This window comes from Maritalea mobilis (assembly GCF_019800885.1).
Lineage (GTDB): Bacteria > Pseudomonadota > Alphaproteobacteria > Rhodobacterales > Rhodobacteraceae > Roseibacterium > Roseibacterium beibuensis.
The window spans coordinates 860,605-884,132 of the sequence record NZ_JAHVKE010000002.1 but is presented as its reverse complement, the minus strand read 5'-3'; the positions used below and the strand labels follow the sequence as shown (position 1 = coordinate 884,132).

The 23,528-nt window shown below is 66.9% G+C and carries 26 protein-coding genes; 11 read left to right on the top strand and 15 right to left on the bottom strand.

Going from position 1 to position 23,528, the window contains the following annotated elements; all coding sequences use genetic code 11:
• Positions 1–26: 26 nt before the first annotated feature.
• From KUV65_RS13270 to KUV65_RS13250, 5 genes are all read right to left on the bottom strand, one after another.
• Complete coding sequence (locus KUV65_RS13270) at positions 27–1,382, bottom strand: ABC transporter substrate-binding protein (protein WP_222191160.1); 1,356 nt, start codon at positions 1,380–1,382, stop codon at positions 27–29.
• 24 nt (positions 1,383–1,406) lie between these two features.
• The gene (locus KUV65_RS13265) at positions 1,407–2,555 is read right to left on the bottom strand and encodes a LacI family DNA-binding transcriptional regulator (protein ID WP_222191159.1); all 1,149 of its coding nucleotides are present in this window, start codon (positions 2,553–2,555) and stop codon (positions 1,407–1,409) included.
• A 215-nt stretch (positions 2,556–2,770) separates the two neighbouring features.
• The gene (locus KUV65_RS13260; protein WP_222191158.1) at positions 2,771–3,754 is read right to left on the bottom strand and encodes an alpha/beta hydrolase; all 984 of its coding nucleotides are present in this window, start codon (positions 3,752–3,754) and stop codon (positions 2,771–2,773) included.
• Positions 3,747–4,493: an alpha/beta hydrolase gene (locus KUV65_RS13255; RefSeq protein ID WP_261331750.1), complete on the bottom strand. Its 747-nt coding sequence runs from the start codon at positions 4,491–4,493 to the stop codon at positions 3,747–3,749. Before KUV65_RS13255 ends, KUV65_RS13260 begins: the two co-directional genes overlap by 8 nt.
• Before the next feature lie 60 nt (positions 4,494–4,553).
• Positions 4,554–5,855 (bottom strand): MFS transporter, encoded by a 1,302-nt coding sequence (locus KUV65_RS13250; protein WP_222191156.1) that lies wholly within the window; start codon positions 5,853–5,855, stop codon positions 4,554–4,556.
• 107 nt (positions 5,856–5,962) lie between these two features.
• Here KUV65_RS13250 and thrS point away from each other — a divergent pair, with 107 nt between their 5' ends.
• Positions 5,963–7,918, top strand: a complete 1,956-nt coding sequence (gene thrS / locus KUV65_RS13245; RefSeq protein WP_222191155.1) for a threonine--tRNA ligase — start codon at positions 5,963–5,965, stop codon at positions 7,916–7,918.
• Between the two features lie 102 nt (positions 7,919–8,020).
• Positions 8,021–9,034: a zinc-dependent alcohol dehydrogenase family protein gene (locus tag KUV65_RS13240; protein ID WP_222191154.1), complete on the top strand. Its 1,014-nt coding sequence runs from the start codon at positions 8,021–8,023 to the stop codon at positions 9,032–9,034.
• Positions 9,035–9,049: 15 nt separating this feature from the next.
• Here KUV65_RS13240 and KUV65_RS13235 read toward each other — a convergent pair whose 3' ends face one another.
• Positions 9,050–9,418: a hypothetical protein gene (locus KUV65_RS13235; RefSeq protein WP_025310620.1), complete on the bottom strand. Its 369-nt coding sequence runs from the start codon at positions 9,416–9,418 to the stop codon at positions 9,050–9,052.
• A 353-nt stretch (positions 9,419–9,771) separates the two neighbouring features.
• Between KUV65_RS13235 and KUV65_RS13230 the strand changes: the two genes are divergently transcribed.
• The 4 genes from KUV65_RS13230 (at position 9,772) to KUV65_RS13215 (ending at position 12,385) form a co-directional block, all read left to right on the top strand.
• Positions 9,772–10,146, top strand: a complete 375-nt coding sequence (locus tag KUV65_RS13230) for a BufA1 family periplasmic bufferin-type metallophore (RefSeq protein ID WP_222191153.1) — start codon at positions 9,772–9,774, stop codon at positions 10,144–10,146.
• 62 nt (positions 10,147–10,208) lie between these two features.
• Positions 10,209–11,069: an MNIO family bufferin maturase gene (bufB, locus tag KUV65_RS13225; protein WP_222191152.1), complete on the top strand. Its 861-nt coding sequence runs from the start codon at positions 10,209–10,211 to the stop codon at positions 11,067–11,069.
• Positions 11,066–11,809, top strand: coding sequence for an HvfC/BufC N-terminal domain-containing protein (locus KUV65_RS13220; protein ID WP_222191151.1), 744 nt, complete (start codon positions 11,066–11,068; stop codon positions 11,807–11,809). The genes bufB and KUV65_RS13220 overlap by 4 nt, the downstream gene beginning before the upstream one ends.
• A 3-nt stretch (positions 11,810–11,812) precedes the next feature.
• The gene (locus KUV65_RS13215; RefSeq protein ID WP_222191150.1) at positions 11,813–12,385 is read left to right on the top strand and encodes a DoxX family protein; all 573 of its coding nucleotides are present in this window, start codon (positions 11,813–11,815) and stop codon (positions 12,383–12,385) included.
• On the opposite strand, the gene KUV65_RS13210 is transcribed toward KUV65_RS13215, so the two are convergent.
• Positions 12,343–12,693 (bottom strand): arsenate reductase family protein, encoded by a 351-nt coding sequence (locus KUV65_RS13210; protein WP_222191149.1) that lies wholly within the window; start codon positions 12,691–12,693, stop codon positions 12,343–12,345. The two genes, KUV65_RS13215 and KUV65_RS13210, sit on opposite strands and share 43 nt — an antisense overlap.
• A 216-nt stretch (positions 12,694–12,909) precedes the next feature.
• Between KUV65_RS13210 and KUV65_RS13205 the strand changes: the two genes are divergently transcribed.
• A complete protein-coding gene (locus KUV65_RS13205) occupies positions 12,910–13,116 on the top strand; it encodes a cold-shock protein (RefSeq protein WP_222191148.1) in 207 nt (68 codons plus the stop codon).
• Positions 13,117–13,245: 129 nt separating this feature from the next.
• On the opposite strand, the gene KUV65_RS13200 is transcribed toward KUV65_RS13205, so the two are convergent.
• The 3 genes from KUV65_RS13200 to thyX all read right to left on the bottom strand — a co-directional run bounded on the left by KUV65_RS13200 (position 13,246) and on the right by thyX (position 15,619).
• Positions 13,246–13,650, bottom strand: coding sequence for a DUF2177 family protein (locus tag KUV65_RS13200; RefSeq protein ID WP_222191147.1), 405 nt, complete (start codon positions 13,648–13,650; stop codon positions 13,246–13,248).
• A gap of 221 nt (positions 13,651–13,871) precedes the next feature.
• Positions 13,872–14,717 carry an abortive infection family protein gene (locus tag KUV65_RS18220; RefSeq protein WP_222191146.1) on the bottom strand — a complete coding sequence of 282 codons (846 nt, stop codon included), beginning with the start codon at positions 14,715–14,717 and terminating at the stop codon, positions 13,872–13,874.
• Positions 14,714–15,619 (bottom strand): FAD-dependent thymidylate synthase, encoded by a 906-nt coding sequence (gene thyX / locus KUV65_RS13190; protein ID WP_222191145.1) that lies wholly within the window; start codon positions 15,617–15,619, stop codon positions 14,714–14,716. The genes KUV65_RS18220 and thyX overlap by 4 nt, the downstream gene beginning before the upstream one ends.
• A gap of 233 nt (positions 15,620–15,852) precedes the next feature.
• Between thyX and KUV65_RS13185 the strand changes: the two genes are divergently transcribed.
• Complete coding sequence (locus KUV65_RS13185; RefSeq protein ID WP_222191287.1) at positions 15,853–16,275, top strand: VOC family protein; 423 nt, start codon at positions 15,853–15,855, stop codon at positions 16,273–16,275.
• On the top strand, positions 16,272–16,964 hold the full coding sequence (locus tag KUV65_RS13180) for a DUF1194 domain-containing protein (RefSeq protein ID WP_308124678.1): 693 nt from the start codon (positions 16,272–16,274) through the stop codon (positions 16,962–16,964). The genes KUV65_RS13185 and KUV65_RS13180 overlap by 4 nt, the downstream gene beginning before the upstream one ends.
• Positions 16,965–17,099: 135 nt before the next feature.
• On the opposite strand, the gene KUV65_RS13175 is transcribed toward KUV65_RS13180, so the two are convergent.
• The 5 genes from KUV65_RS13175 to yajC are packed head-to-tail and all read right to left on the bottom strand — an operon-like array spanning position 17,100 to position 21,215.
• Positions 17,100–17,453: an Mth938-like domain-containing protein gene (locus KUV65_RS13175; protein WP_222191144.1), complete on the bottom strand. Its 354-nt coding sequence runs from the start codon at positions 17,451–17,453 to the stop codon at positions 17,100–17,102.
• Positions 17,454–17,489: 36 nt separating this feature from the next.
• Positions 17,490–18,245 carry a sulfite exporter TauE/SafE family protein gene (locus KUV65_RS13170; RefSeq protein WP_222191143.1) on the bottom strand — a complete coding sequence of 252 codons (756 nt, stop codon included), beginning with the start codon at positions 18,243–18,245 and terminating at the stop codon, positions 17,490–17,492.
• A complete protein-coding gene (gene secF / locus KUV65_RS13165) occupies positions 18,238–19,206 on the bottom strand; it encodes a protein translocase subunit SecF (RefSeq protein ID WP_222191142.1) in 969 nt (322 codons plus the stop codon). The genes KUV65_RS13170 and secF overlap by 8 nt, the downstream gene beginning before the upstream one ends.
• A 3-nt stretch (positions 19,207–19,209) precedes the next feature.
• Positions 19,210–20,877, bottom strand: a complete 1,668-nt coding sequence (secD, locus tag KUV65_RS13160) for a protein translocase subunit SecD (protein WP_222191141.1) — start codon at positions 20,875–20,877, stop codon at positions 19,210–19,212.
• 53 nt (positions 20,878–20,930) lie between these two features.
• Positions 20,931–21,215 carry a preprotein translocase subunit YajC gene (yajC, locus tag KUV65_RS13155; protein ID WP_222191140.1) on the bottom strand — a complete coding sequence of 95 codons (285 nt, stop codon included), beginning with the start codon at positions 21,213–21,215 and terminating at the stop codon, positions 20,931–20,933.
• Positions 21,216–21,446: 231 nt separating this feature from the next.
• Here yajC and serS point away from each other — a divergent pair, with 231 nt between their 5' ends.
• Complete coding sequence (serS, locus tag KUV65_RS13150) at positions 21,447–22,739, top strand: serine--tRNA ligase (RefSeq protein WP_222191139.1); 1,293 nt, start codon at positions 21,447–21,449, stop codon at positions 22,737–22,739.
• Positions 22,732–23,490: a hypothetical protein gene (locus KUV65_RS13145; RefSeq protein ID WP_222191138.1), complete on the top strand. Its 759-nt coding sequence runs from the start codon at positions 22,732–22,734 to the stop codon at positions 23,488–23,490. Before serS ends, KUV65_RS13145 begins: the two co-directional genes overlap by 8 nt.
• The last annotated feature ends 38 nt before the right edge of the window (positions 23,491–23,528 follow it).

Genomic DNA, 23,528 nt, shown 5'->3' with positions numbered 1-23,528 from the left:
GCGGCCCCGGCAGGTCTCGCGCAGGATCATTCGATCCCCGAGAGTTCCTCGTTCATCAGCGCGACGGTTTCTTCGGCGCTGCGCACGCCGTCGATGTATTCCCGCACGAGGCGGTTGATGACCTGGCTGTTGATCATGTTCGAGGCCAGCGCCAGCTGTCCCTCGGCCACGCCCCAGCGCTGCGCCACGTCCAGGCCGCCGACGATCTCGTCGATCATCTCCGCGGCATAGAGGTCGCCCAAGGGCGCGCGGCGGTCGACACCCACGTCCAGCTGCGCCCATGCCTCGGTGAAGGCGGTCGGGTTCTCACCATCGCCCTGGCGCACGGGGAACTTGCCCTCGGGCGCGATGGCGAGCGTGGCGGTATAGCCGTCCGACAGCGAATACTCGATGAAGGCCTGCGCGGCCTCGGTATCGGCATCGGCCGTCACGCCGAAATAGCGGATATCGGCCCAGGCCGCGCCATCGGGGTTCGACGGACCGGCGAAGTTGGTGACGATCCCGGTCATGCTGGCCAGTTCGGTGCTGGTCGGATCATCGTTGATGGTCGGCGGCGCGCTGTCGCGCAGGCCGGCCAGTTCGTCGAGGATGAAGGGCGACCAGATGATCATCGCCGCGCGGCCCGCGAAATAGAGCTCGCGCGACTGCTGCCAGAACAGCTCTCCTTCGGGGCTGGCCTCGACGATGGCGCGGTAGAATTCCAGCACCTCGATCGTGGCGGCCTCGTCGAGCGGGGCAAAGCCGTTCTCATCCACCGGCGAGACGCCGTTGGCGAGGAAGACATGCTCCAGCACCTGGCTCATGAAGTTCTCGTCCACCTTGGTGGCGGCGACGAAGCCGAACATCTCGGGCGGATTGTGCAGTGCCTCGATGGCGGCCAGCACGTTTTCATAGGTGGTCGGCGGCTCCAGCCCGTTCTCTTCGAACAGGTCGGCGCGGTAGACGATCATCTGCGTCCAGCCATCGACCGGCACGCTGGCATAGCCTTCTTCCACGGCAGCCATTTCCATCGCCCCCGAGGCGAAAGTGTCAGCCCCGAGGTTTTCGATCACCTCGGTCGCGGCATCGGCATCGAGGATGCCCGCCTCGTACCAGGGCAGCGCGTATTGCAGCGTGTGGTAGATCACGTCGGGCAGGTCACCGGCGGCGAAGGCGGCCGTGGCGCGCGTGCCAAGGTCGCTTTCGGTAACCGGGATGACCTCGACCTCGATGCCGGTCTCGGCTGTGAAGTCCGCGGCCATCGCCTCCTGCCGGGCAAGGCGCTCGGGCTGTTCCTCGGTCGTCCAGAAGCGGATCGTGTCCGCCCCGGCCACCGTGGTCAGCGCCAGCACCGAGGCCGCCGCCAAAAGGGCCGCGCGGCCCGTGGGGTTCATCATTGCCATGTCATAACCTCCCATTGGTTTTCTTCAGGCAAAAGGTTGGGGTTTGGATGCACGCGTTTCCTGCGCGTCTTGTCGTGTCGTGCCGGGGCTGACCGGATCGGGTCGTGCCCTGTCGGGGCGCGCGTCGCTCCAGATCCGGTCCGATCCGCGCGGGATCAGGCGGGCGGGAACAATCTCGCGCAACGTTTCGGGGGCCGCGCCGCGAATACGCGCCAAGAGCATCTGCGCCAGCCGCCGCCCCGCCGCGCGGGTATCGACGACATAGGTGGTCAGCGGCGGGTCCAGCGTGGCCGCCTCGGGGATGCCGTCATAGGAGATGACCGCCAGGTCGCGCCCGATCTGCCGCCCGGCCCGGAGCGCGGCGCGGTAAAGCCCCAGCGCGGCAAGGTCGAGGGCACAGACGATGGCACTGGGGGCGTCGGGCAGGTCCAGCAGGTCCAGCGCCGCCACCTCGCCCTCGGGCACGGTGAAGATCCCCTCGCGGATCAAGGCCGGATCATGGGGCAGCCCGGCGGCCTCCAGCCCGGCGAGGTACCCATCGCGACGCAGGTGCGAAAAGTTGAAATCCGGATGCCCCCCGAGAAACCCGATGCGTCGATGCCCCTGCTTTGCCAGCCGCGCCACCGCGCCCGCCATGGCGTCTTCGCCCGAGATGTCGAACCAGGCACAGCCCTCCGGGTCGCCGGTGCGGCCATAAAGCACGAAGGGCACCGCGCGCCGCCGCAAAAGTCCGATGCGCGGATCGTGCAGCTTGGTGCGCGGCAAGATGAACCCGTCCACCTTGTGCTCGTCCACCAGCCGGTCGAGCGTCGCCACCTCGTCGGCCTCGTCCAGGGCGGTCGCGACGGTCAGCGTCCAGTTCTCTTCCGACGCGGCCCGGCTGATCCCATCGAGGAAATCGGTCAGGAAGGGCTTGTGCGCATCCGACCGCCCGGCATTCAGGACAAGCCCCAGCGACCGCGCCCGCCCGGTACGGATCGCCTGCGCCTGCGCCAGCGGGCGATAGCCCATGCGCTCGGCCGCCTTCGCCACGCGCAGCCGCGTCGCCTCGGCGATGTCCGGGTAGCCGTTCAACGCACGGCTCACCGTGCCCTTGGCCAGCCCCAGCTCGGCTGCCAGATCGTTGATGGTGACCCGCGCGCGGCGCGGTCCGTTTTCGCCAGGTGGCGTCATGGAAACCTCTCTCCCGAGTCGGGAGGCTCACTTCCGAAACCGGTTTCGGCAAGGGCTTTCTTTTTCAATCTTCGACCGCCACCCGCCAGGCGCCCGATCCTGCCCCATCTTTATCCTGCAAATATGCCCGCCGGAGGCGTCAGCCGCGCAAGGGGCTCGATGCCCCTTGCGCGGCTTTCCCCGGGCGACGCCAAAGGCGGCGCAACCCCTCTGGGTCAGTCCGGCACCCCGCCCGCGAAATCGAGGATTTCCTCCACCACGCGATCCGTCATCACCGGGCTCAGGATATCCCCCGCGATCACATGGGCATACGGGTCCACCCCCTCGTCCGGCAGGGTCACCGGGCGCAGCGTGACCGGACCGCCCCAGCGCTCCGCCGCCGCGTGGGTGGCGCGCGGATCGACCACGGCGTCGGCATCCGAGAACAGGAACAACGCCGGCACCGTGACCGCCGACAGGTCCCGCCCCCGCAGCTCGCGCAGCAGCGCCCCGAGGGACGCCAGAACCGGCGACGGGTAGGCCGTGGTCCAATAGGCCGCCTGCGCCTCGTTCACGGGTTCGAACCCGCGCTCGGGGCCGGTGATCCACGGCACCCAGACCCCGGCCAGCGGCCATCCCAGTACCATCCCTGCCGGATCGGCCACGCGGAAATTGGGCGAGATCAGAACCATGCCCGCCACGTCCACCGCCATGTCGCGCTCGGTCGCCGCATAGGCGGCCAGCGTCGCGCCGGTCGAGGTGCCGATCACCAGCACCCGGTCGCCCACGGCCCGCGCGACATCCAGCATCAGGTCGGTGTCGTCGACCCAGTCGCTCGCCCGCGCCTCGGCCATGGCGGTCCCCGTCCGGCCATGCCCGGGAAGCCGCGCGAAGACAAGGTTCGCGCCCAGCGCCTCGGCCACACGGTCGGGCACGGGGCGAAGCTCTTCCGATGTCGCGGAAAACCCGTGCAGGTAGAGGACGGCCCAGCGCGTCACCGCGCCCTCATCCCCCGCCCAGACGACGCGCGCCTCGGTCCCCGGCACGATATCGTCGAACCCGGCCTCGCGCGCGGCCAGAAGGCCCGGGTCGGCCTCAAACACAGCCGATCCCGTGGCCGAACGCACGACCTGTTCGCGCGGGGCGAGAAACCAGAACGCCGCGCCAAGCACGACCAGCGCCAGCAGGAACCGGCCCAGCCAGCGCCCGACGTCACGCACGCGCCAGCACCTCTTCGACGGCACGGGCGATGGTGGCAAGGCAGGGCTCATCCGAGAAGCGGTGATCGGCCCCATTCACCAGCTCCAGCCGGATATCGTCACCGTCGAGATGGTCGAGCAACCGCAGCGCGACGGACATGGGCACATCCGCATCCGCCGTGCCCTGCAACATCCGCACGGGGATGGGCAAGGGCAGCGGGTCGCGCAGGACCAGGTGCGTGCGCCCATCCTCGATCATGCGCCGCGTGATGATCATGTCCTCACCGTATTCGGAGGGCAGCGCCACCTGCCCCTCTTCCATGCAGGCGGTGCGCTGCTCCTCGCTCCAGTCGGCCCACATGCCGTCCTCGGTGAAATCCGGCGCGGCGGCGATGGTCACCAGCCCCGCCACCCGCTCGGGCATCCGCTTGGCCATCAACAGGCTGATCCAGCCCCCCATCGAGGACCCCACCAGGATCACCGGCCCCTCGGTCAGCCCCTCGATCGCGGCCTGCGCATCCTCGGCCCAGTCGCCGATGCACCCTTCGGTAAAGTCGCCCGAACTTTCGCCATGCCCCGAATAGTCGAACCGCAGAAAGGCGCGGCCCGTGCGGCGCGCCCAATCCTCCAGATGCACGGCCTTGGTGCCCGTCATGTCCGAGCGCAGACCGCCCAGGAACACCACCCCCGGTTCGCGCCCCGAAAAGCGGTGATAAGCCAGCCGCCGCCCCTGGGCGGTGTCGAGATAGGATGCAGACATGCGTACTCCCCTGAACATTTTGCCGCCTTTCTGGGACAGCGGCGCCAAAGGGGCAAGCGATCAGCCGCGGTCGATCTCCTCGACCTCGGGCAATCCGCGGGCCACCGCCGCCGCGGCAAGGCTCATCAGGCAGAAACCCGCCACCGCCCATTCCGACCCGAGAAGGCTCGCCACCCCGCCGAATGCCCCCGAGATCAGCAACAGCGTGCCGATCACCGTGTTGGCCACCGCAGAATAGCCGGCCCGCGCCTCTTCCGGGGCCATGTCGGTCAGGTAGGTGGACCGCCCCTGCCGCACGCCGTGATAGGCGATCATCACCAGGAACAGCACGCCCGAGGCGACCCAGACCTGCGCGAAGACCCCGGCAAGGTAGAGGCCCACGGCCAGCGCCAAGGCGACCGCGCCCAGCAGGCCCGAGCGCATCAGGACCTGCCGCGAGGACCGGTCGGCCAGCCGCCCCCAGACATAGGAGGACGCGAAAGAGGCGAGCGCCGAGGCCAGCACCAGCGCCCCCAACTGCCCCAGGCCGGACCCCTCTTCGCCACCGGCCATCAGGACGAGGAAGGGCGGGGCCAGCGCCGTCGCCGTGAGCAAACCGCGCGTGAGGATGAACCGAACGAGGATGCTGTCTTCCTTCAGATAGGAGAGCGCCGCGAACGGCCCCTCCTCGCCCGCATCCGCGGTCTCGGCCGGTTGCTCGTCGAGGGTCGAGAACAGCAGGCTCGCCGCGATCCAGAGCGCCGCCGCCATGCCTATGGCGACAAGGATCACGGTCATCTCGGCCCCCGGCCCGACCATCAGGTAAAGCGCGAAGCCGATCACCCCGACCGACGCGACCGATCCCGCCAGCCCCGTCACCGTGCCGCGGCGCGTCTGGCCCACGGTGCGGCCCAGGATGTCCTTGTAGCTGACCGAGCAGAAGGACCGCCCCACGGCCAAAACCGCCAGAAGCGCGCAGATCGCGGCGCCAGCAGCCCAGCCGTTCAGCAAGAGCCCCGCCACAACGATCCCCGCCGCCGCCAGCCCCTGCACGAGGCTGCCCGCCGCCCAGATCCATTTGCGTCGCGCCTGCGCCTGCACCCAGCCTGCCGAGAAGAGTTGCGGCAAGAGCGCCCCGGCCTCGCGGATCGGCACCAGAAGCCCCGCGAAAACGGCAGGTGCCCCCAACGCGCCGACCAGCCATGACAGGACCAGCTTGGGGTTGATGAACCCGTCCGCCAGCTTGGTCATCGACAGGCTGGCGACATGGCGCAGCGCGTTGCCTTCCTCGGCCTCGGCGGCCTTGTCCTTCAACGTCTCCGCACCGTCCTGTTCCGTGTCGAACAGCAACTCGAACGTCGCATCCTGCAGGTCCCGGCCCATACCGTGCCTTCCACCGTTGACTTCACTATCAGGGAGGGTCACATAGCGCGCATCACATAACCCGCAACCGGGCGTTCCGTGGGCGCCAAACTGACGAGGAAGCCAAGATGGCCCAGATTTCCCTCACCTTTCCCGATGGCAATTCGCGTGACTTCGACGCTGGCATCACGCCTGCTGAGGTCGCCGCCGGCATTTCCAACTCGCTCGCGAAAAAGGCGATTTCCGCCTCGGTGAACGGCGCGCATTGGGACCTGCAATGGCCCATCGAGGCCGACGCGCAGATCGCCATTCACACGATGAAGGACGACGCCCCGGCGCTGGAGCTCATCCGCCACGACCTCGCCCATGTCATGGCCCGCGCCGTGCAGGAGATCTGGCCCGACGTGAAGGTCACCATCGGCCCCGTGATCGAGAACGGCTGGTATTACGATTTCGACCGGCAAGAGCCCTTTACCCCCGAAGACCTCGGCCAGATCGAGGCGAAGATGAAAGAGATCATCAACCGCCGCGATCCGGTCACGACCGAGGTTTGGGACCGCGACCGCGCCGTGGCCTTCTACGAGGCCAATAACGAGCCCTACAAGGTGGAGCTGGTCGGCATGATCCCCGAGGGGCAGCCGATCCGCATGTATTGGCACGGCCATTGGCAGGACCTGTGCCGCGGCCCGCATTTGCAGCACACCGGGCAACTGCCCGCCGACGCCTTCAAGCTGATGAGCGTCGCGGGCGCCTATTGGCGCGGCGACAGCGACCGCCCCATGCTGCAACGCATCTACGGCGTCGCCTTCAAGAACCGCGACGATCTGAAAAAGCACCTGACCATGCTGGAAGAGGCCGCCAAGCGCGACCACCGCAAGCTGGGCCGCGAGATGGACCTGTTCCATATGCAGGAGGAAGCGCCCGGCCAGATCTTCTGGCACCCCAATGGCTGGCGCATCTATACCGAGTTGCAGAACTACATGCGCCGCCGCCAGGAAGAGGGCGGCTATGTCGAGGTGAACACGCCGCAGGTCGTCGACCGCCGCCTGTGGGAGGCCTCGGGCCACTGGGAGAAATACCAGGAACACATGTTCATCGTCGAAGTGGACGAGGAACACGCGCGCGAAAAGACCATCAACGCGCTGAAACCGATGAACTGCCCGGGTCACGTGCAGATCTTCAACCAGGGCCTCAAATCCTATCGCGACCTGCCCCTGCGCATGGCCGAATTCGGCTCTTGCAACCGGTACGAGCCCTCGGGCGCGCTGCATGGCATCATGCGCGTGCGCGGCTTTACCCAAGACGACGCGCATATCTTCTGCCGCGAGGAACAGATCGAGGCGGAAACCAAGAAATTCATCGACCTTCTGGCCTCGGTCTACACCGATCTGGGGTTCGAGAGCTTCAAGGTGAAATTCTCGGACCGCCCGGAAAAGCGCGCGGGCTCGGACGAGGTGTGGGACAAGGCCGAAGGCGCGCTGAAGGCCGCGACCGAGGCCGCCGGCTACGATTTCGAGCTGAACCCCGGCGAAGGCGCTTTCTACGGGCCCAAGCTGGAATTCGTGCTGACCGACGCCATCGGGCGCGACTGGCAATGCGGGACGTTGCAGGTGGATTTCGTGCTGCCCGACCGTCTGGACGCCGATTTCGTGGCCGAGGATGGGGCCAAGCATCGCCCGGTTATGCTGCACCGCGCGATCCTGGGATCGTTCGAGCGTTTCATCGGCATCCTGATCGAAAGCTTCGCGGGCAAGCTGCCCTTCTGGCTGGCCCCGCGGCAGGTGGTCGTCGCCTCGATCGTGTCCGAGGCGGATGATTACGTGCACGAGGTGGTCGCAGCCCTGCGAGCCAAGGGCATCCGCGCCGAGGCCGACATCCGCAACGAAAAGATCAACTACAAGGTGCGCGAACACTCGGTCGGCAAGGTGCCCGTCATCCTCGCCATAGGCCGCAAGGAGGTCGAGGATCGCACCGTCACCCTGCGGCGGCTGGGCGAAAAGCAGACCTCGGTCGAGGCGCTGGACGATGTCGTGGCTGCGCTGGCCGCCGAGGCCGTGGCCCCGGACGTCAAGCGCAAGGGCTGAAACCGGGCATACCAACGAACGGGGCGATGTGGCTGACGCTGCATCGCCCTTTTTTGTTGCTCCGTCCCCTGCCATGCTGCGCACGGATAAGGGAGGGGTTTCATGCGCTACTGGTCGTTCGAGGCGGGCTTCGGCTACGACAATCTGGTTCTGCGGGCGGGCGACAGCCCCACCCCCGGCCCGCATGAGGTGCTTGTGGGGATGCGTGCGGCCTCGCTCAATTTCCGCGACCTCGTCGTGCTGCGTGGCCAGCACGGGCGCGCGGTGCAGCCGCCGTTGATCCCGCTCTCGGATGGCGTGGGCGCGGTGTTGGCCGTGGGCGGGGCGGTGACCGGGTTCGCCGTGGGCGACCGGGTCTCGCCCGTCTTCTTCCAGAATTGGGAGGGCGGCGCCCCGCCCCGTGACCTGGAGATCGGGCGTTTGGGCGGGCCGCTCGACGGGGTGCTTGCGACGGACCGGGTATTCCCGGCCAGCGGCCTTGTCCATGTGCCAAGCCACCTGAGCGACGCCGAGGCCGCGACACTGCCCTGCGCCGGTCTGACCGCGTGGAGCGCACTTTTCGGCGAGGCCCCGATGCGGGTGGGCGAGACGCTCCTGATCCTTGGAACCGGGGGCGTCGCGCTGATGGCGCTGCAACTGGCCAAGTCGGCGGGGATACGGACCATCGTCACCACCTCCTCGGATGAGAAGGCCGCGCGGGTCAGCGCCATGGGTGCGGACCTCGTGATCGACCGCTCGGTGACCGAGGATTGGGCGAAAGCCGCGCGCGCAGCCAGCGACGGTGGCGTGGACCGGGTGCTGGAATTGGGCGGGGCGGCGACGCTGCCACATTCGATCAAGGCCACGCGCGTCGGTGGGCAGATCATCCTTGTGGGCAACGTCACCGGCAACATGGCCGAGCTGTTCCTGCCCGCGATCCTGACCCGTCAAATGACGCTGCGCTCGGTCACCGTCGGCTCGAAACAGGGGTTCGAGGCGCTGAACCGCGCGCTGGCCGCCCATGAGCTCCACCCCGTCGTGGGGCAGACCGTCGCCTTCGACGACGCGCCCGAGGCGTTCCGTGCACTGGAAGCGCAAGCCACCTTCGGCAATATCTGCGTGCAGATCGGCGACTGACCGGGCCGCGCGGCCTCAGAAATGGGCCTTTTCCTCGTCCGGCTTGCCAGCCGCGATGGCGAGCAGCCCGGCAAGCCCGCACATGGCGATGGAGAACATGGTGAACACGCCGAAGCCGAAGGCATGCCAGATCCCCGCCGTGGCGATCAGCAACAACACCCCGCCCCAGAGCGCGCGCACCTTGGCCATGGCCGCGCCCGCGATGGCGAGGACGGGCGACAGGATCGACACCGTGCGGAACAGCGCCGGGTCCTCGACCTGACGGGCCAGATCCGGCACCTCGCCGAACCAGTCAATGAACTCGATATATCCATAGACGAAGAATCCGACGATCATCGCCCAGATCCCTCCGATCAGCCCGAGCACAAGGGCGGCGTTGCGCATGGTCACACTCCTGTCAGTTCGACGCGTATCTAGCAGATATGGGCGTTACCCGTCTCCCCCAAGAGGCGCGCCGCTCAACCGTACGGTGAAACAATTGCCCGCCTTCCCCCTTCCGCAACGGAAACATTCTGGTTGACCGGGCCAAGTTTTCAGCCACAAGAACGCCGCCAACAACCTGAAATTCCATCATTTTCGGGAAATCACACGTCTCACGCCCTACTCGCCGTCCGTCACGCGAGCGTGCTGCACACCCCTGTGACTGGCCTGTGATGGCGCGCTGCGAGCAGTCTTTCCTCAGCGGTCGAGCAACAGGCCGCGCTGTCACGTACCATTCGGGAACCATGAGGAAACCCATGACCAACGTCACCAAGTCCATCGCCCTTCTGGGCGCCGCCACCGCCGCCGTCAGCGCCTATGCCACGACCGAGGCCGCCGCGCAGGAAAACGAGAAATGCTACGGCGTCAGCCTCGCCGGGGAAAACAGCTGTGCCGCCGGGCCGGGCACGACCTGCGCCGGCTCCTCCACCGTCGACTACCAGGGCAATGCCTGGACGCTCGTGCCCGCCGGTACCTGCGGCGATATCGAGCTGCCCGACGGCCGCATGGGCATGACCGAGGCCGAGCTGGAAGAGGGCGGCTATATCGGCATCGCCCGCGACCTGCCCGAGGGTCTGTCCGAGAATGTCGTGGCGCAATACATGCCCGTCGACATGATGATGGACGGCTGAGCCGACCAATCGGCGCGCCGCCCCCGACCGGGCGGCGCGCGCTTCGCCATACGAGGCCGCCCATGTTCGACCCCCCCCCCAACACAGCCCTGCCCGCGACCGTTGGCGTCGGCTACAAGCCCGCGCATTTCACCGGGCTGACGGACGCCCCCGGCCCGGTCGGCTGGATCGAGATCCACGCCGAGAACTACCTCGGAGAGGGCGGCCGCCCGCTGGCGCAACTGCGCGCCTTGGCCGAACGCTTCCCTGCCTCCGTGCACGGGGTGGGCCTGTCGATCGGCGGCGAACGCCCCCTGGACCCTGCCCACCTCGCCCGGCTGCGCCACCTGTGCGACTGGCTGCACCCGGCCAGTTTCTCGGAACATCTGGCATGGTCGACCCATGACACGGGGTTCCTCAACGACCTGCTGCCCCTGCCCTATACCGAGGCGACGCTCGCCCGCGTCTGCGCCCATATCGACCAGGTGCAAGAGGCGCTGGGCCGCCGCATCCTGCTGGAAAACCCCTCGACCTACCTCGCCTTCGCCGAGACCGAGATGGACGAGGTCACCTTCCTGTCCGAAATCGCGCGGCGCACCGGCTGCGGGTTGCTGCTGGACGTGAACAACCTTTTCGTTTCGGCCACCAACCAGGATTGGGACGCCCGCGCCTATATCGACGCCTTCCCGCTGGACGCGGTGGGCGAGATCCATCTCGGCGGCCATGACGAGGATGAGGATGACCACGGCGCGCCGCTGTTGATCGACAGCCATGGGCGCGAAGTGGTCGATCCGGTCTGGACGCTCTACGCCCACACCCTCGCGCGCGGCGGCCCACGCCCCACGCTGATCGAATGGGACACGGAGGTGCCCGACTGGCCGACGCTCCGCGCCGAGGCGGCGCGCGCCGACGCCATCCTGTCGCCGGTGGAGGTGGGCGCATGACACAAGATGCCTTCGCCGCGGCCCTGCTGGACGCGGACGCCCCCGTACCCCCCGGCCTGACGGACCCCGCAGGCCGCCCCGCGCCCAAGCGCTTCGCCGTCTACCGCAACAACGTCGCGGCCTCGCTGATCGCGGCGCTGGGCGACGGGTTCCCGGTCATCAAGCGGCTGGTGGGGGCAGAGTTCTTCGACGCCATGGCAGGGGTCTTCTTCCGCGCCTGCCCGCCCGAGGACCCGCGCCTGCCGCTTTGGGGCGGGAAGTTTCCCGGCTTCCTGTCAGCATTTCCGCCCGTCGCGCACCTGCCCTACCTGCCCGACATGGCGCGGCTGGAGCTTGGCCTGCGCCAAAGCTACCACGCCGCCGATGCGCGCCCGCTGGACGTCTCGCACCACGATGCGGGCAGCGTCCTGTCCCTGCGCCCCCGGCTTGCGCCCGCCACGCTGGTCCTGTCCTCGCCCCACCCGGTCCTGTCGATCTGGCGTTTCAACAGCAGCGGCGGGCCGAAACCCGCCCCCGGCCCCGAAGACATCCTGATTGCCCGCGCGCGGTTCGACCCAGCCCCCCATGCCCTGCCCAAGGGCGGGCTGACGCTGGCCCGTCACCTGAAGGGCAAGCTGACGCTGGCCGAGGCGCTGACCGCCACGCAAGCCGCCCATCCCGGCGCCGACATGGCCGCGCTGCTGACCGTTGTCCTGACCTCGGGCGCGCTGACGCTCGACTTCCCCCTGCCGGAGGCCTAGCCGATGCACGCATTGATCCAGTTGCACACCCGTCTCTTTGCCGCGCTGGAAGAGGCCGTGGCCCCGTGGCTCATCCCCACCGCAGCGCGGCTGATCTTCGCGGGCACCCTTCTCGTCTATTACTGGAACTCGGGGCTGACGAAGCTGTCGGGCGGGCCGTTCTCGTTGGAGTTGGGCGCCTATATCCAGATCCTGCCGCGCCAGTTCGAGGCCGCGGGATATGACCCCTCGGGCCTCGGGCCGCTGGCCGCGCCCATAGTCCTGTTCGGCACATGGGCTGAATTCCTCCTGCCCGCGCTGATCGTGCTGGGGATGTTCACCCGGCTCGCGGCGCTCGGCATGATCGGCTTCGTCGCGGTGCAGACCTGGGTGGACATCGTGGGCCACGGCGTCGGCGGCGCGGATCTCGGCGCGTGGTTCGACAATGACGCCTCCAGCCTCATCGCCGACCAGCGCGCCTACTGGGTGTTCCTGCTTGCAGTGATCGTCCTGCGCGGGGCCGGGCCGGTCTCGGTCGACGCGATGCTGGGCCGTCAGGTCAGCGCATCGCGCACGCCCGCATCCCAGCCGAGATAAAGCGTCTCGCCCGCCTCGATCACCGGGCGTTTCATCACCGACGGATGCGCGGCGATGATCTCGGCCTCGGGCAGCGCGCGATCCTCCTCGGACAGACCCCGCCACGTGGTCGAGCGGCGATTGACGATCTTGTCGCCAAAAGCCGCGACGAAGGCCTCGATCTGCGCCGCCGTCAACGGCTCGGCCCGCACATCGACCAGCCGCACCTCATGGCCCGCCCCCTGCAACGCCTTCACCGCCTTGCGGCAGGTATCGCACGCTTTCAGCCCGTAAACGATCATCAAAGCCCCCTTTTCCAGCACCGTCATGTCACGGGTGCGCAAATTAACGCCAATCGCGGCGGGGGCCAGCACTTCCCCCTTGTTTTGCCCCGGCGCTGCGCCATCCTTTTTCGCGTGACGACAGGTTTCCCGGTGAACCGCCCCTCTCAAGAAGGCAGCAAATCGGTCACGGAGACGGCTGCTGCACCATCCCGCCGCATGACGCGGGCGGGCGAGAACGTGAGACTTGAGAAGGAAAGACCGATGCCCACCGGCACCGTGAAATGGTTCAACACCACCAAAGGCTATGGCTTCATCGCACCCGACGACGGCGGCAAGGACGTGTTCGTGCACATCTCCGCCGTGGAGCGCGCGGGCATGACCGGCCTCGCCGATGACACCAAGATCCAGTACGAGTTGAAAGAGGGGCGCGACGGCCGCGCCTCGGCGGTGGATCTCGTCAAGCTCTGACCGGCAAACGGGTCGCCCCGGCGGCCCCTGATAGCGTCAGCCCTCAGCCCCCGCGCCGGTTGCGGCGCGGCATGGGGCCCTGCGCCGCCGTAGGGCGGGCTTCAGCCCGCCACCGCCCCGGCGCGGGGATCACCCCACCAGCGCCCGCGCAATGACCACCCCACCCCAGGCCGACAGGCCCGTCACCGCCGTGCCCCAGGCGAGGTCGGCGGCCACCATCTGCGGATGCCAGTCGCGCATCACGGCCCAGGACGTGAATTCATAGGTGCCGTAGGCGACGAAGCCCAGCGCCGCCCCGTTCACGAGCGCCTGCACCGGCACCCCGTCGCGCAGCGCGGGCCAGCCGGCGAAATACAGCACGCCGAACATGTAGGTGAAATAGAACAACACCGCCGGAGCCAAGCGAAACCCGCCCTCGTAGAGCCCGTCGCCCAGATGCCGCGCAAAGATCGGCTGGATCACCCCGCGCAACATGACCGCATCGGCGATCAGGAAGATAAGCGAGGTCGCGACGAACAGGATGACGAGGGACATGGGCGCTCCGGCGGTTGGGGTGGAGCGGAGGTAGGGTGAAGGGGGGAGGTGTCGAGAAAGACGGGAGTTAGAACCGGCGTCACCTTACAGTTGGAACCGCAGAACGGTTAGCTATAGTCTGGTCGCGCCAAAAAGGCGCTTATGGCCTGCTTCGCAGACCACACTACAGTCTGATGCACCATGGAAGCGTACTGCAACAGTCGTTCATCGGCGATGTTAGTTCATCCCTTCACAAGGGCTTTCTGGTGCTGCTCGGAGTCAATCAAAAAGTCACAAAAAGCCATCGCAAGTGAAATAACAAGTTTTGCGTGATGCCGATCTGCGCGGTACTTTGCAGCGTGCCTATCACTCGCCTTATTTGCGACTTCGTAGAATCCTGTCACCATTGACGAAAGGCCACTCAACAGAGGCTTCAATGCCTCTGAAGTTTCATCGGTAACACGCAGGCCACTTTCACCAGCTAGAAGCCGGTAGAGCTTCTTGATGTCACCCTCAGTTTCAGAAAATTTCACGTTCCTAGCCCGGAGCGATAGCTTTATGAACTCTTCAACAATCGTGTAGGCCAAAGTGATGGCACCCGAGTAATCAGCACTTTCGATTCTCTCATGACAACGCCGAACATGCACCGCAAGGCTTTCATGGGAAAGAAAAAAGTCTGGTGTTTCGATCTTCAATATTTTGTTTTCAACCACCTCAAACATTAACAGACCCGGGATATAATCATCCCCAGACATAAAACCGCGGCCATACTCCTTCTTCAATTTGTAGCCGCCATTCGAAATAATCCTCGAAAACTGAAAAGCATTGTCTTCGGCGGCCTTTTCGTCTTCAACAGACCAGTTAAAGGCAGCTTCAACTACCTTTTTCATTCTCTCTGTTCCATTAACCTCCAAGATGTTCTGGCGAACGTAACTATGACGCGCCGGAAATCCACTGCCATAGAGATCCTCGAAGCCTAGCTCATTGAAGAAATCGACAAGCTTTGGGCCGCTACGGTACGGAGTTCGGTTCGTATCGCCTGTAATAATGCCAACAAGATACTCTATTGCGGTTTCCGATAGTTTCACCCAAACACCTCTTCAAACTCCCGCCACTCGCCCTTGCTCATCCCGCTATTCTCCTGCGTCACGGCCTCCCCCGCCAGACGCCGCTTCAAAACCTCGACCCCTTTCGCGCTCAGCGCCACGCCGCCCACGCGGTAATCCTCGAAGGCGCCATAGGCCGCGGGCACCCAGTCCTTCACCATCTCGGCAATCGCCTGCGCATAGACGCGGATCTCGTATTGCGCGTGCTCGTCCGCGCGCAGCCGCAGGAAGTGGAACAGGTTGTGCAGGTCCACCTTCCAGTACCATTGCGTATAGATATTGGCGGGCAGGTTCATCCGCGCCAATTCGCGGGCCAGCCCCTGCTGCCCCTCCTGTGACAGCATTTCCTCGTAATGGTCATAGGCGCGGCCCGCGTCGGATTTCAGGATCTCCAGCACCCGCGCGGCCTCGGCCCCCTGCAACAACTCGCCTCGGCCCTGGTTGTTGACCGTGGATTGCGCGGCCAGTGCGTCGGGTTCGGGGATGTAGAATTCGCGGTCGAGGATCGAGTAGCGCGCCGAGTATTCGTTCACGTTCGCCGTGCGGTGGCGGATCCACTGCCGCGCCACGAAGACGGGCAGTTTGACGTGCAGCTTGATCTCGCACATCTCGAACGGGGTCGAGTGCCAGTGCCGCATAAGGTAGCGGATCAAGCCACTGTCATCGCGCGCCTTTTTCGTCCCCGCGCCATAGCTGACCCGCGCCGCCTGCACGATGGCCGCGTCGTCGCCCATGTAGTCGATCACCCGGACAAAGCCGTGGTCCAGCACCGGCACCGCGGTGTAGAGATGCTGCTCCATGCCTGGGGCAACGGCGCGCAGCGTGGGCTGGGGGTTCGCGCGGGCGGCCTCGATCTCGGCCAGTTGGTCTTCGGTCAGGGGCATGGGATCGGGCCTTTCCTTGGCATGGGATTCGCAGGGGCGCGTTCACAACATTTTGCATCACGCAAAGGGCGGGCCGCAAGATAAAGGGGGCTGCTCCTGCGGGGTGCGGTGTCGCATCGCGCTACGGCGCGGGCAGCCACGTGAAATTTACCGCCCTGCCGGGCTGTGTTCGCGCCCATCCCGCGCTAGAGTTGCCCCGAACGCTATCCAACCAAAAGAGGAGCGGTATGGGTCTGAAATACCTGCACACGATGGTCCGCGTGAAGGATCTCGAAAAATCCATGGCTTTCTACGAATTGCTCGGCCTGCGCGAGACGCGCCGGATGGAGAACGAACAGGGCCGCTTTTCGCTGATCTTCATGGCCCCCCCGGGGCAGGAGGAGTGCCCGGTCGAGCTGACCTACAACTGGGACGGCGACGAGGGGCTGCCCTCGGACAGCCGCCATTTCGGCCATCTCGCCTACTCGGTCGACAATATCTACGAGACCTGCCAGCACCTGATGGACAATGGCGTGACCATCAACCGCCCGCCGCGCGATGGCCGCATGGCCTTCGTCCGCTCGCCCGACAACATCTCGGTCGAACTGCTGCAGGCCGGCGAAGCGCTGGCCCCGGCCGAGCCCTGGGCCTCGATGGAAAACACTGGGCATTGGTGATCCGCCGCGCCCTTCTGGCCCTTGCGGTGGCGACGGGCCTCGCCGCGCCCGCCACCGCACAGGAGCAGTGCCGCCTCGCGCTGCTCCTCGGCCTCGACGTGTCGGCCTCGGTCGATGCCGGGGAATACGCCCAGCAGATCGAGGGGCTGGCCGCCGCCCTGATCGACCCCAACGTGGTCGAGGCGGCACTCTCGGGCAACGGCCCCGTGGCGCTCTCGATCTACGAATGGTCCGGGCGCTTCCAGCAGGACATCCTCGTCGACTGGACCCTGATCCGCTCCGAAGAAGACCTGACCACCGTGGCCGAGCGCGTGCTGCGCGCCACCCGCCGGACCGAGGATTTCCCCACGGCGCTCGGCTACGCGCTTGGCTTCGCCGCGTCCCATTTCGCCGACGCGCCCCCCTGCCTGTTCCAGACCCTCGACATCTCGGGCGACGGGCAGAACAATGACGGCTTTCCCCCCGATGCCGCCTATGCCCATTTCCCGCTGGCGGGCGTCACCGTGAACGGGCTCGCCATCGGCGGCGCCTCGCGCGAGATCGAGCAGTATTACCGCGATGAGGTCATCCAGGGCCCCGGCGCCTTCGTCGAATTCGCCCGCAGCCATGACGACTTCGCCGAGGCCATGCGCCGCAAGCTCGAACGCGAATTGCGCGTGGTGATCCTCGGCCAACTCGACGCCGACTGACCCAGCGCGCGCCCCGCCCCCATCTTTATCCTTCAAATATGCACCGCGCGGCACGCGCGCGCCGTGCAAGGGGCTCAATGCCCCTTGCACGGCGCCACCGGGCGACGCGTGAAACGCGGCGCAATCCCTCGGGTCTCAGACCGGCAGCAGGGCCGCGCCCACCCGACGCCCCTCGGCGATCAACACGTTATAGGTGCGGCAGGCGGCGGGGCTGGCCATCACCTCGACCCCGATACCCGCCTCTTCCAGGACGGCCCGCAAATCAGCCGGCAGATGCGCGATTTCCGGCCCCGTGCCCACCAGCAGGACGTCGATCTCGCCCGCCCGGTCGAGGATCGGCTGCGCCTCGCCGTAGCCCAGCCAGGCCCGCACCCCCGAGGGCATCAGCAGCACCGCGCCCTCGACCCGCTCGCCGCCCAGCCGGAAGAAGCCGGGGCCATAGCCGTCCACGGGCACGCTGTCGTCATAGGTGATCTCGGTGATGCGCATGGGGTGCCTCCCCTCGGGTTGCTCGCGTGTCGTGTCTCAGGTCCAGAACGGCAGGCCCGCCAGCCCCGCCGCCCCGATCAACAGGTAGGCCGCGCCGCGATAAAATCCCGCCCAATCGGGCCGGAACAGCCGCGCGCCCGTCCACGTCCCCACGCCATAGGGGATCAGCAGAAGGACGCCAAGGGCCAGCGCGCGGGGCGGCAACAGCCCCTGCAACCAAAGCTGCGGCAGAAAGCTCAGCGAGGTCAGCGTCAGGAACAGCGCAAGGTTGCCGCGCGTGACTGCCACCGCCTGCCCCGCCGTGCCAAGGTTGAACAGGATCACCGGCGGCCCGTTCAGCCCGGTCGACCCGCCCGTCAGACCGGCCAACGCCCCGATCCCCGCGCGCGTCGCGACCCCGGGCGTCACCGGCATCCGCCAGCCCGCCAGAAGGGCGGCCAAGGTCAACAGCGTCAGGGCGCAGACCCCGGTGCGGATCGCGTCTTCGGGCGCCAGCCGCAGCGCCGCCACCCCCAACGGGGTCGTCACAAGGCACGCCGCGATCATCACCGCCGTCGCACGGCGGTCGGCCACCTTCCACGCGCCGGGAACGACCGTGAAGAGTGAGGCCAGCGCCGACAGGGAAAACGCCGCCACGGCGATGGGCGGCGGCAGAAAGATCGTTGCCAGCGGCATGAAGACCAGCGCCGAGCCGAACCCGGCAAAGCCATAGATCAGCCCCGCCAGAAGCGAGGCCCCGCAGACCCAGATCAGCCCCGGCTCACTCAGCGCCGGGACCAGCCAGTCAGGCATCGATATTGGCGAATTGCGTGCCCCCGCCCGAGGACGGCTTGGACCAGTCGCGCTTGACGCCGATCATCAGCACCACGTTCTTGGCCACATAGATCGAGGAATAGGTCCCCACGATCACACCCCAGAAGATGGCGAAGACGAAGCCGCGGATCACGTCGCCGCCCAGCACCAGCAGGGCGATCAGCGCGATCAGCGTGGTTCCGCTCGTCATCAGGGTCCGGCTGAGTGTCTCGTTGGCCGACAGGTTCATCACGTCGCGCAAGGCGCGCTGCTTGTACTTGATCAGGTTCTCGCGCAGCCGGTCGAAGATCACCACCGTGTCGTTGATCGAATAGCCGATGATCGTCAGCAGCGCCGCGATGGTCGCCAGGTCGAACCGGATTTGCAGCAGGCTGAACAACCCGATGGTCAGCACGATGTCATGCACCAGTGCCGCAATGGCACCGACCGAGAACTGCCATTCGAAGCGCAGCCAGATATAGACCAGCAGCGCGGCCAGCGCCGCGCACACAGCCAGAAGTGCTGTCTGGATCAACTCGCCCGAGACTTTCGGCCCCACCGACTCGACCGAGGGGAAGGTCATAGCCGGGTCCAATCCGCGCAACGCCTCTTCCACCGCCAGAATGGTTTCGGGCGTAACCGACTCGGCCCCTTCCTGCGCCTGGATGCGCACCATGGCCACGTTTTGATCGGCGGCGAATGTGGGGTCGAACACCTCGGTGATCGTCACATCCCCAAGGCCCAGGGGTTCAAGAACCGCGCGATACTCGCCGACATCGATGCTCTGCGCGGATTCGGTGCGGATCGTGGTGCCACCAAGGAAATCGATGCCGAAATTCAGCCCCATGGTCAGCCAGATGCCGATGGACAGGACCATGGCCACCACCGAGGCACCGAAGGTCAACTTGGCATGTTTGAAGAAGTCGAAATTCGTATCCTGCGGAACCAGTTTCAGGCGCATGGCTCAGACCTCGATTTTCTTGGGACGGGCCCGGTCGAACCAGGTCACGATCAGCAGGCGGGTGACGTAGATGGCGGTGAAGACCGAGGTCAGGATACCGATCCCCAGCGTCACCGAGAAGCCGCGCACGGGGCCCGAGCCCAGCGCGAAAAGGATCACCGCGATGATGAAGGTCGTCAGGTTGGCGTCGATGATGGCGCTCAGCGCGCGTTCATAGCCCAGCTCGATGGCGCGGGCGGGGCCGCGCGCGGTTTTCAACTCTTCGCGGATGCGTTCGAAGACCAGCACGTTCGCGTCGACCGCCATACCGATGGTCAGCACGATCCCCGCGATACCGGGCAGGGTCAGGGTCGCCCCGATCAGGCTGAGCACGCCAAAGATCAGGCCCACGTTCAGGACCAGAGCGATGGAGGCGAAGACGCCGAACAAGCCGTAACTCAGGATCATGAAGACCAGCACGGCGGCGAAGGCCACCAGCGCGGCCATCTCCCCCGCCGCGATACTGTCCGCGCCCAGTTCCGGCCCGATGGTCCGTTCTTCGAGGAAGGTCATCTCGGCCGGTAGCGCGCCCGCACGCAGCAGAACCGCCAGTTCGGTCGAGCTTTCCACGGTGAAGTTGCCGCTGATCTGCCCCGAGCCGCCGGTGATGGCCTGCCGGATCACGGGGGCCGAGATCACCTCTTCGTCCAGCACGATGGCGAAAGGCGCGCCCACATTGGCCGAGGTGTATTCGCCAAAGGCCCGCGCCCCGGTCGAGTTGAACCGGAACGTCACCACCGGCAAACCCGATTGCTGCTCAAAGCTCGGCTGGCTGTCGACAAGGTCGTCGCCGGTGACGACCGGCGTCTGTTCGAGGATGTAGAACACCCCCTCCTCGTCCATCGAGGGCAGCAGGATCTGGCGGCTTTCCACATCCGCGTCGGCATCGTCGGTGCGGCCCACGACGGGATGGAAGGTCAGCCGCGCGGTGGTGCCGATCAGGTCCTTGAGTTCCTGCGCGCTGCCGATGCCCGGCACCTGGATCAGGATGCGGTCGGAACCCTGGCGCTGGATCGTCGGCTCGCGCGTGCCGGCCTCGTCGACGCGGCGGCGCACGATTTCCACCGATTGCTGCATGGTGCGATCGTCGGTGGCCTCGCGCTCGGCCTCCGACAGGGTCACGATCAGCAGATCGCCCTCCCCCCGCACATCAAGCGTCGAGGCGCCGACGCCGGTCAGACTCGCCACCGGCTGACCCAGCCCGCGCACGGCGGCCACGGCCTCGGCCAACCCCTCGGGCTGGCTCACGCGGACATGCAACTCGCCCAAGGGCGCGTCCTGGCGGCGGATCGTGCCCACCGTGTCGCGCAGATCGCGTAGCGTGTCCCGCACCTCGGGCCAGAGCGCGTCCATCCGCGCCTCGTAGACATCCTCGACCTCGACCTCGGCGAGCAGATGCGCGCCCCCCCGCAGGTCGAGCCCGAGATTCACCAACGTCGACGGCAGGAAGGACGGCCAGCCCGACAGCGCCTCGGCCGCGGCCTCGCTCGTCACGCCGGTGTCTTCGACCTCTGCGACCGCGTCGTTATACTGCTCGACCCGCTCGTAGAACAGGTTGGGCATGGCAAAGGCCAGCCCGGCCAGCACCACGGCGATGATGAACAGCCGGTTCCATAGGGGGATTTGCAGCATCTGGGGCCTGTCTGTCTTGGCGCGGGGCCGTCAGGCCCCGGGGCGCGAGGGGCTCAGTCGTTGGCGGCGGGCTCGGTCTTGGAGCGGACCTGCGCGATGGTCGGGCGCAGCACGCGCACCTTCACACCCTGGCTCAGCTCGACCTCGACCTCGTTGTCGTCCTTGACCTTGGTGATCTTGCCGATCAGCCCGCCCTGCGTGACGATCTCGTCCCCCCGGCGCAGCGCCGCGACCATGGCCTGATGCTCCTTCACCTTCTTCTGCTGCGGGCGGATCAGGAGGAGATACATGATCGCGAAGATCAGGATCAGCGGGACGAACTGGGCGAAGGCTTCCATCGGGGTCCTCTGTCATGTCTGTCGGGGGCGGATCGGTCCCCCCCGGTCAAAAGTCGCGGCACCCTAATTCCGGGGCGCTGCCTTGGCAAGGCAGCCCCGGCGGGTGGTCCGGGTCACATGGGCGCAGAGGGGCACGGCGGCAAGGGCGTCGCCTGACAAACCCGCCCCTTTTCCCCCGCCCCGGGCTCTGGCATACCCGCGCGCGACCGCATTCGCTGAGCCGAGGCCCCCATGCACGACATCCGCGCCATCCGCGAGACCCCCGACGCCTTCGACGCCGCGCTGGCCCGCCGGGGCCTTGCGCCCCAATCGCCCGCGATCCTCGCTCTCGACGAGGCCCGCCGCGCCTGCATCCAGAAGGCCGAGGCCGCGCAGGCCGAGCGCAACGCTGCCTCCAAGGAAGTCGGGAAGGCAAAGGCCAGCGGGGACGAGGCCGAGTTCGAACGCCTCCGCGCGCTTGTCTCTGAAAAGAAAGAGGAAATCGCAAGACTGGAGGACGAGGCCAAGGAGAAGGACGCGGCCCTCCGCGACCTGCTGTCGGGCATCCCGAACCTGCCCTATGACGACGTGCCCGAGGGCGCGGACGAGGCCGACAATGTCGAGATCCACCGCTGGGGCACCCCGCGCGAATTCGACTTCCAACCCAAGGAACATTACGAGCTGGCCGCCGTTCAGGACGGCATGGATTTCGAGACGGCGGCCAAGCTTTCCGGCTCGCGTTTCGTGCTGATGTCGGGCGCCGTCGCCCGCCTGCACCGCGCGCTGGCGCAGTTCATGCTCGACACCCACACGCTGGAAAACGGCCTGACCGAGGTCAACGCCCCCGTCCTCGTCCGCGACGACATCATGTACGGCACGGGGCAACTGCCCAAGTTCGGCGAGGACAGCTACCAGACGACCAATGGCTGGTGGCTGATCCCGACCTCGGAGGTGTCGCTGACCAATATCGTCAACGACACGATCGTCGAGGAAAGCTATCTGCCGCGCCGCTACACCGCGCATTCGCTGTGCTTCCGGTCCGAGGCGGGCTCGGCGGGGCGCGACACGGCGGGCATGCTACGCCAGCACCAGTTCGAGAAGGTCGAGATGGTCTCGATCACCCATCCCGACCATTCGGACGAGGAACAAAAGCGCATGCTGCGCTGCGCCGAGGGCATCCTCGAAGCGCTGAACATCCCTTACCGCACGGTCGTGCTGTGCACCGGCGACATGGGCTTTGGCGCGCGGCGGACCTATGACATCGAGGCATGGCTGCCGGGCCAGAACACCTATCGCGAGATTTCCTCGGTCTCGACCTGCGGCGATTTCCAGGCGCGGCGGATGAACGCGCGCTTCCGTCCGACAAGCGGCGGCAAGCCCGAGTTCGTCCATACGCTGAACGGATCGGGCCTGGCCGTGGGGCGCTGCCTGATCGCGGTTCTGGAAAACGGGCAGCAGGAAGACGGCTCGGTCCTGTTGCCGGAGGTGCTGCATCCCTACATGGGGGGGAGAACCCGCATCACCGCCGAGGGAACCCTTGACTGAAATCAACCCAAACGACCCGCCGCCCGAAAACCCCGACGACCCGCGCGACACGGCGCGGATGAAGGCCGTCTTCGTCGTGATCGCTGCGGTGGCGTTTTTCGTCTCGCCCTTCCTGAACGAGCCTTTCACCGGGTTCGAGCCGGGGCAGATGCCGGTCGAGGTGTTGGAGCCACCGGTCACGCCCGCGGGCTATGCCTTCGCGATCTGGGGCGTCATCTACATCTGGCTGGTCGCCTCGGCCCTGTTCGGCCTGATCAAGCGCGACAGCGCGCCCGACTGGGACGCGATACGCTGGCCGCTGTTCCTGTCCTTCGCGGTGGGGGCGGCGTGGATCCCGATCGCGCTGAGCTCGCCGGTTATGGCCACGGTGCTGATCTGGGTGATGTGGGCCGGGGCCGTCTGGGCGCTCTTGCGCGCGCCCGTGCGGGACCGGGGGTGGCTGGCCTGGCCGATCGGGCTCTATGCCGGGTGGCTGACGGCGGCCAGTTCGGTCGCGACGGCAACGGTGGTCATGGGCTTTGGGCTATTGGAACCGATGACCGCCAGTTGGGCGGGGCTGGCGCTGGCCCTTCTGATCGCCCTGCCGCTGAGCCAGCGGCTGCGCGCGCCGACCTATGCCTTCGCCGCCGGCTGGGCCGCCGTGGGCATCGCGGTGGCGAACTGGCCCACGCTCTATGGGTTTGCGGCGGTGGCGGGGGCTGTGCTTCTGCTGGGACAGGCCACGCGGCAAGGGGTGGCCTTGCGCGCCTGATCCGAGGGGGGCGCCGCGGCCTTGCCGCGTCGCCCGGG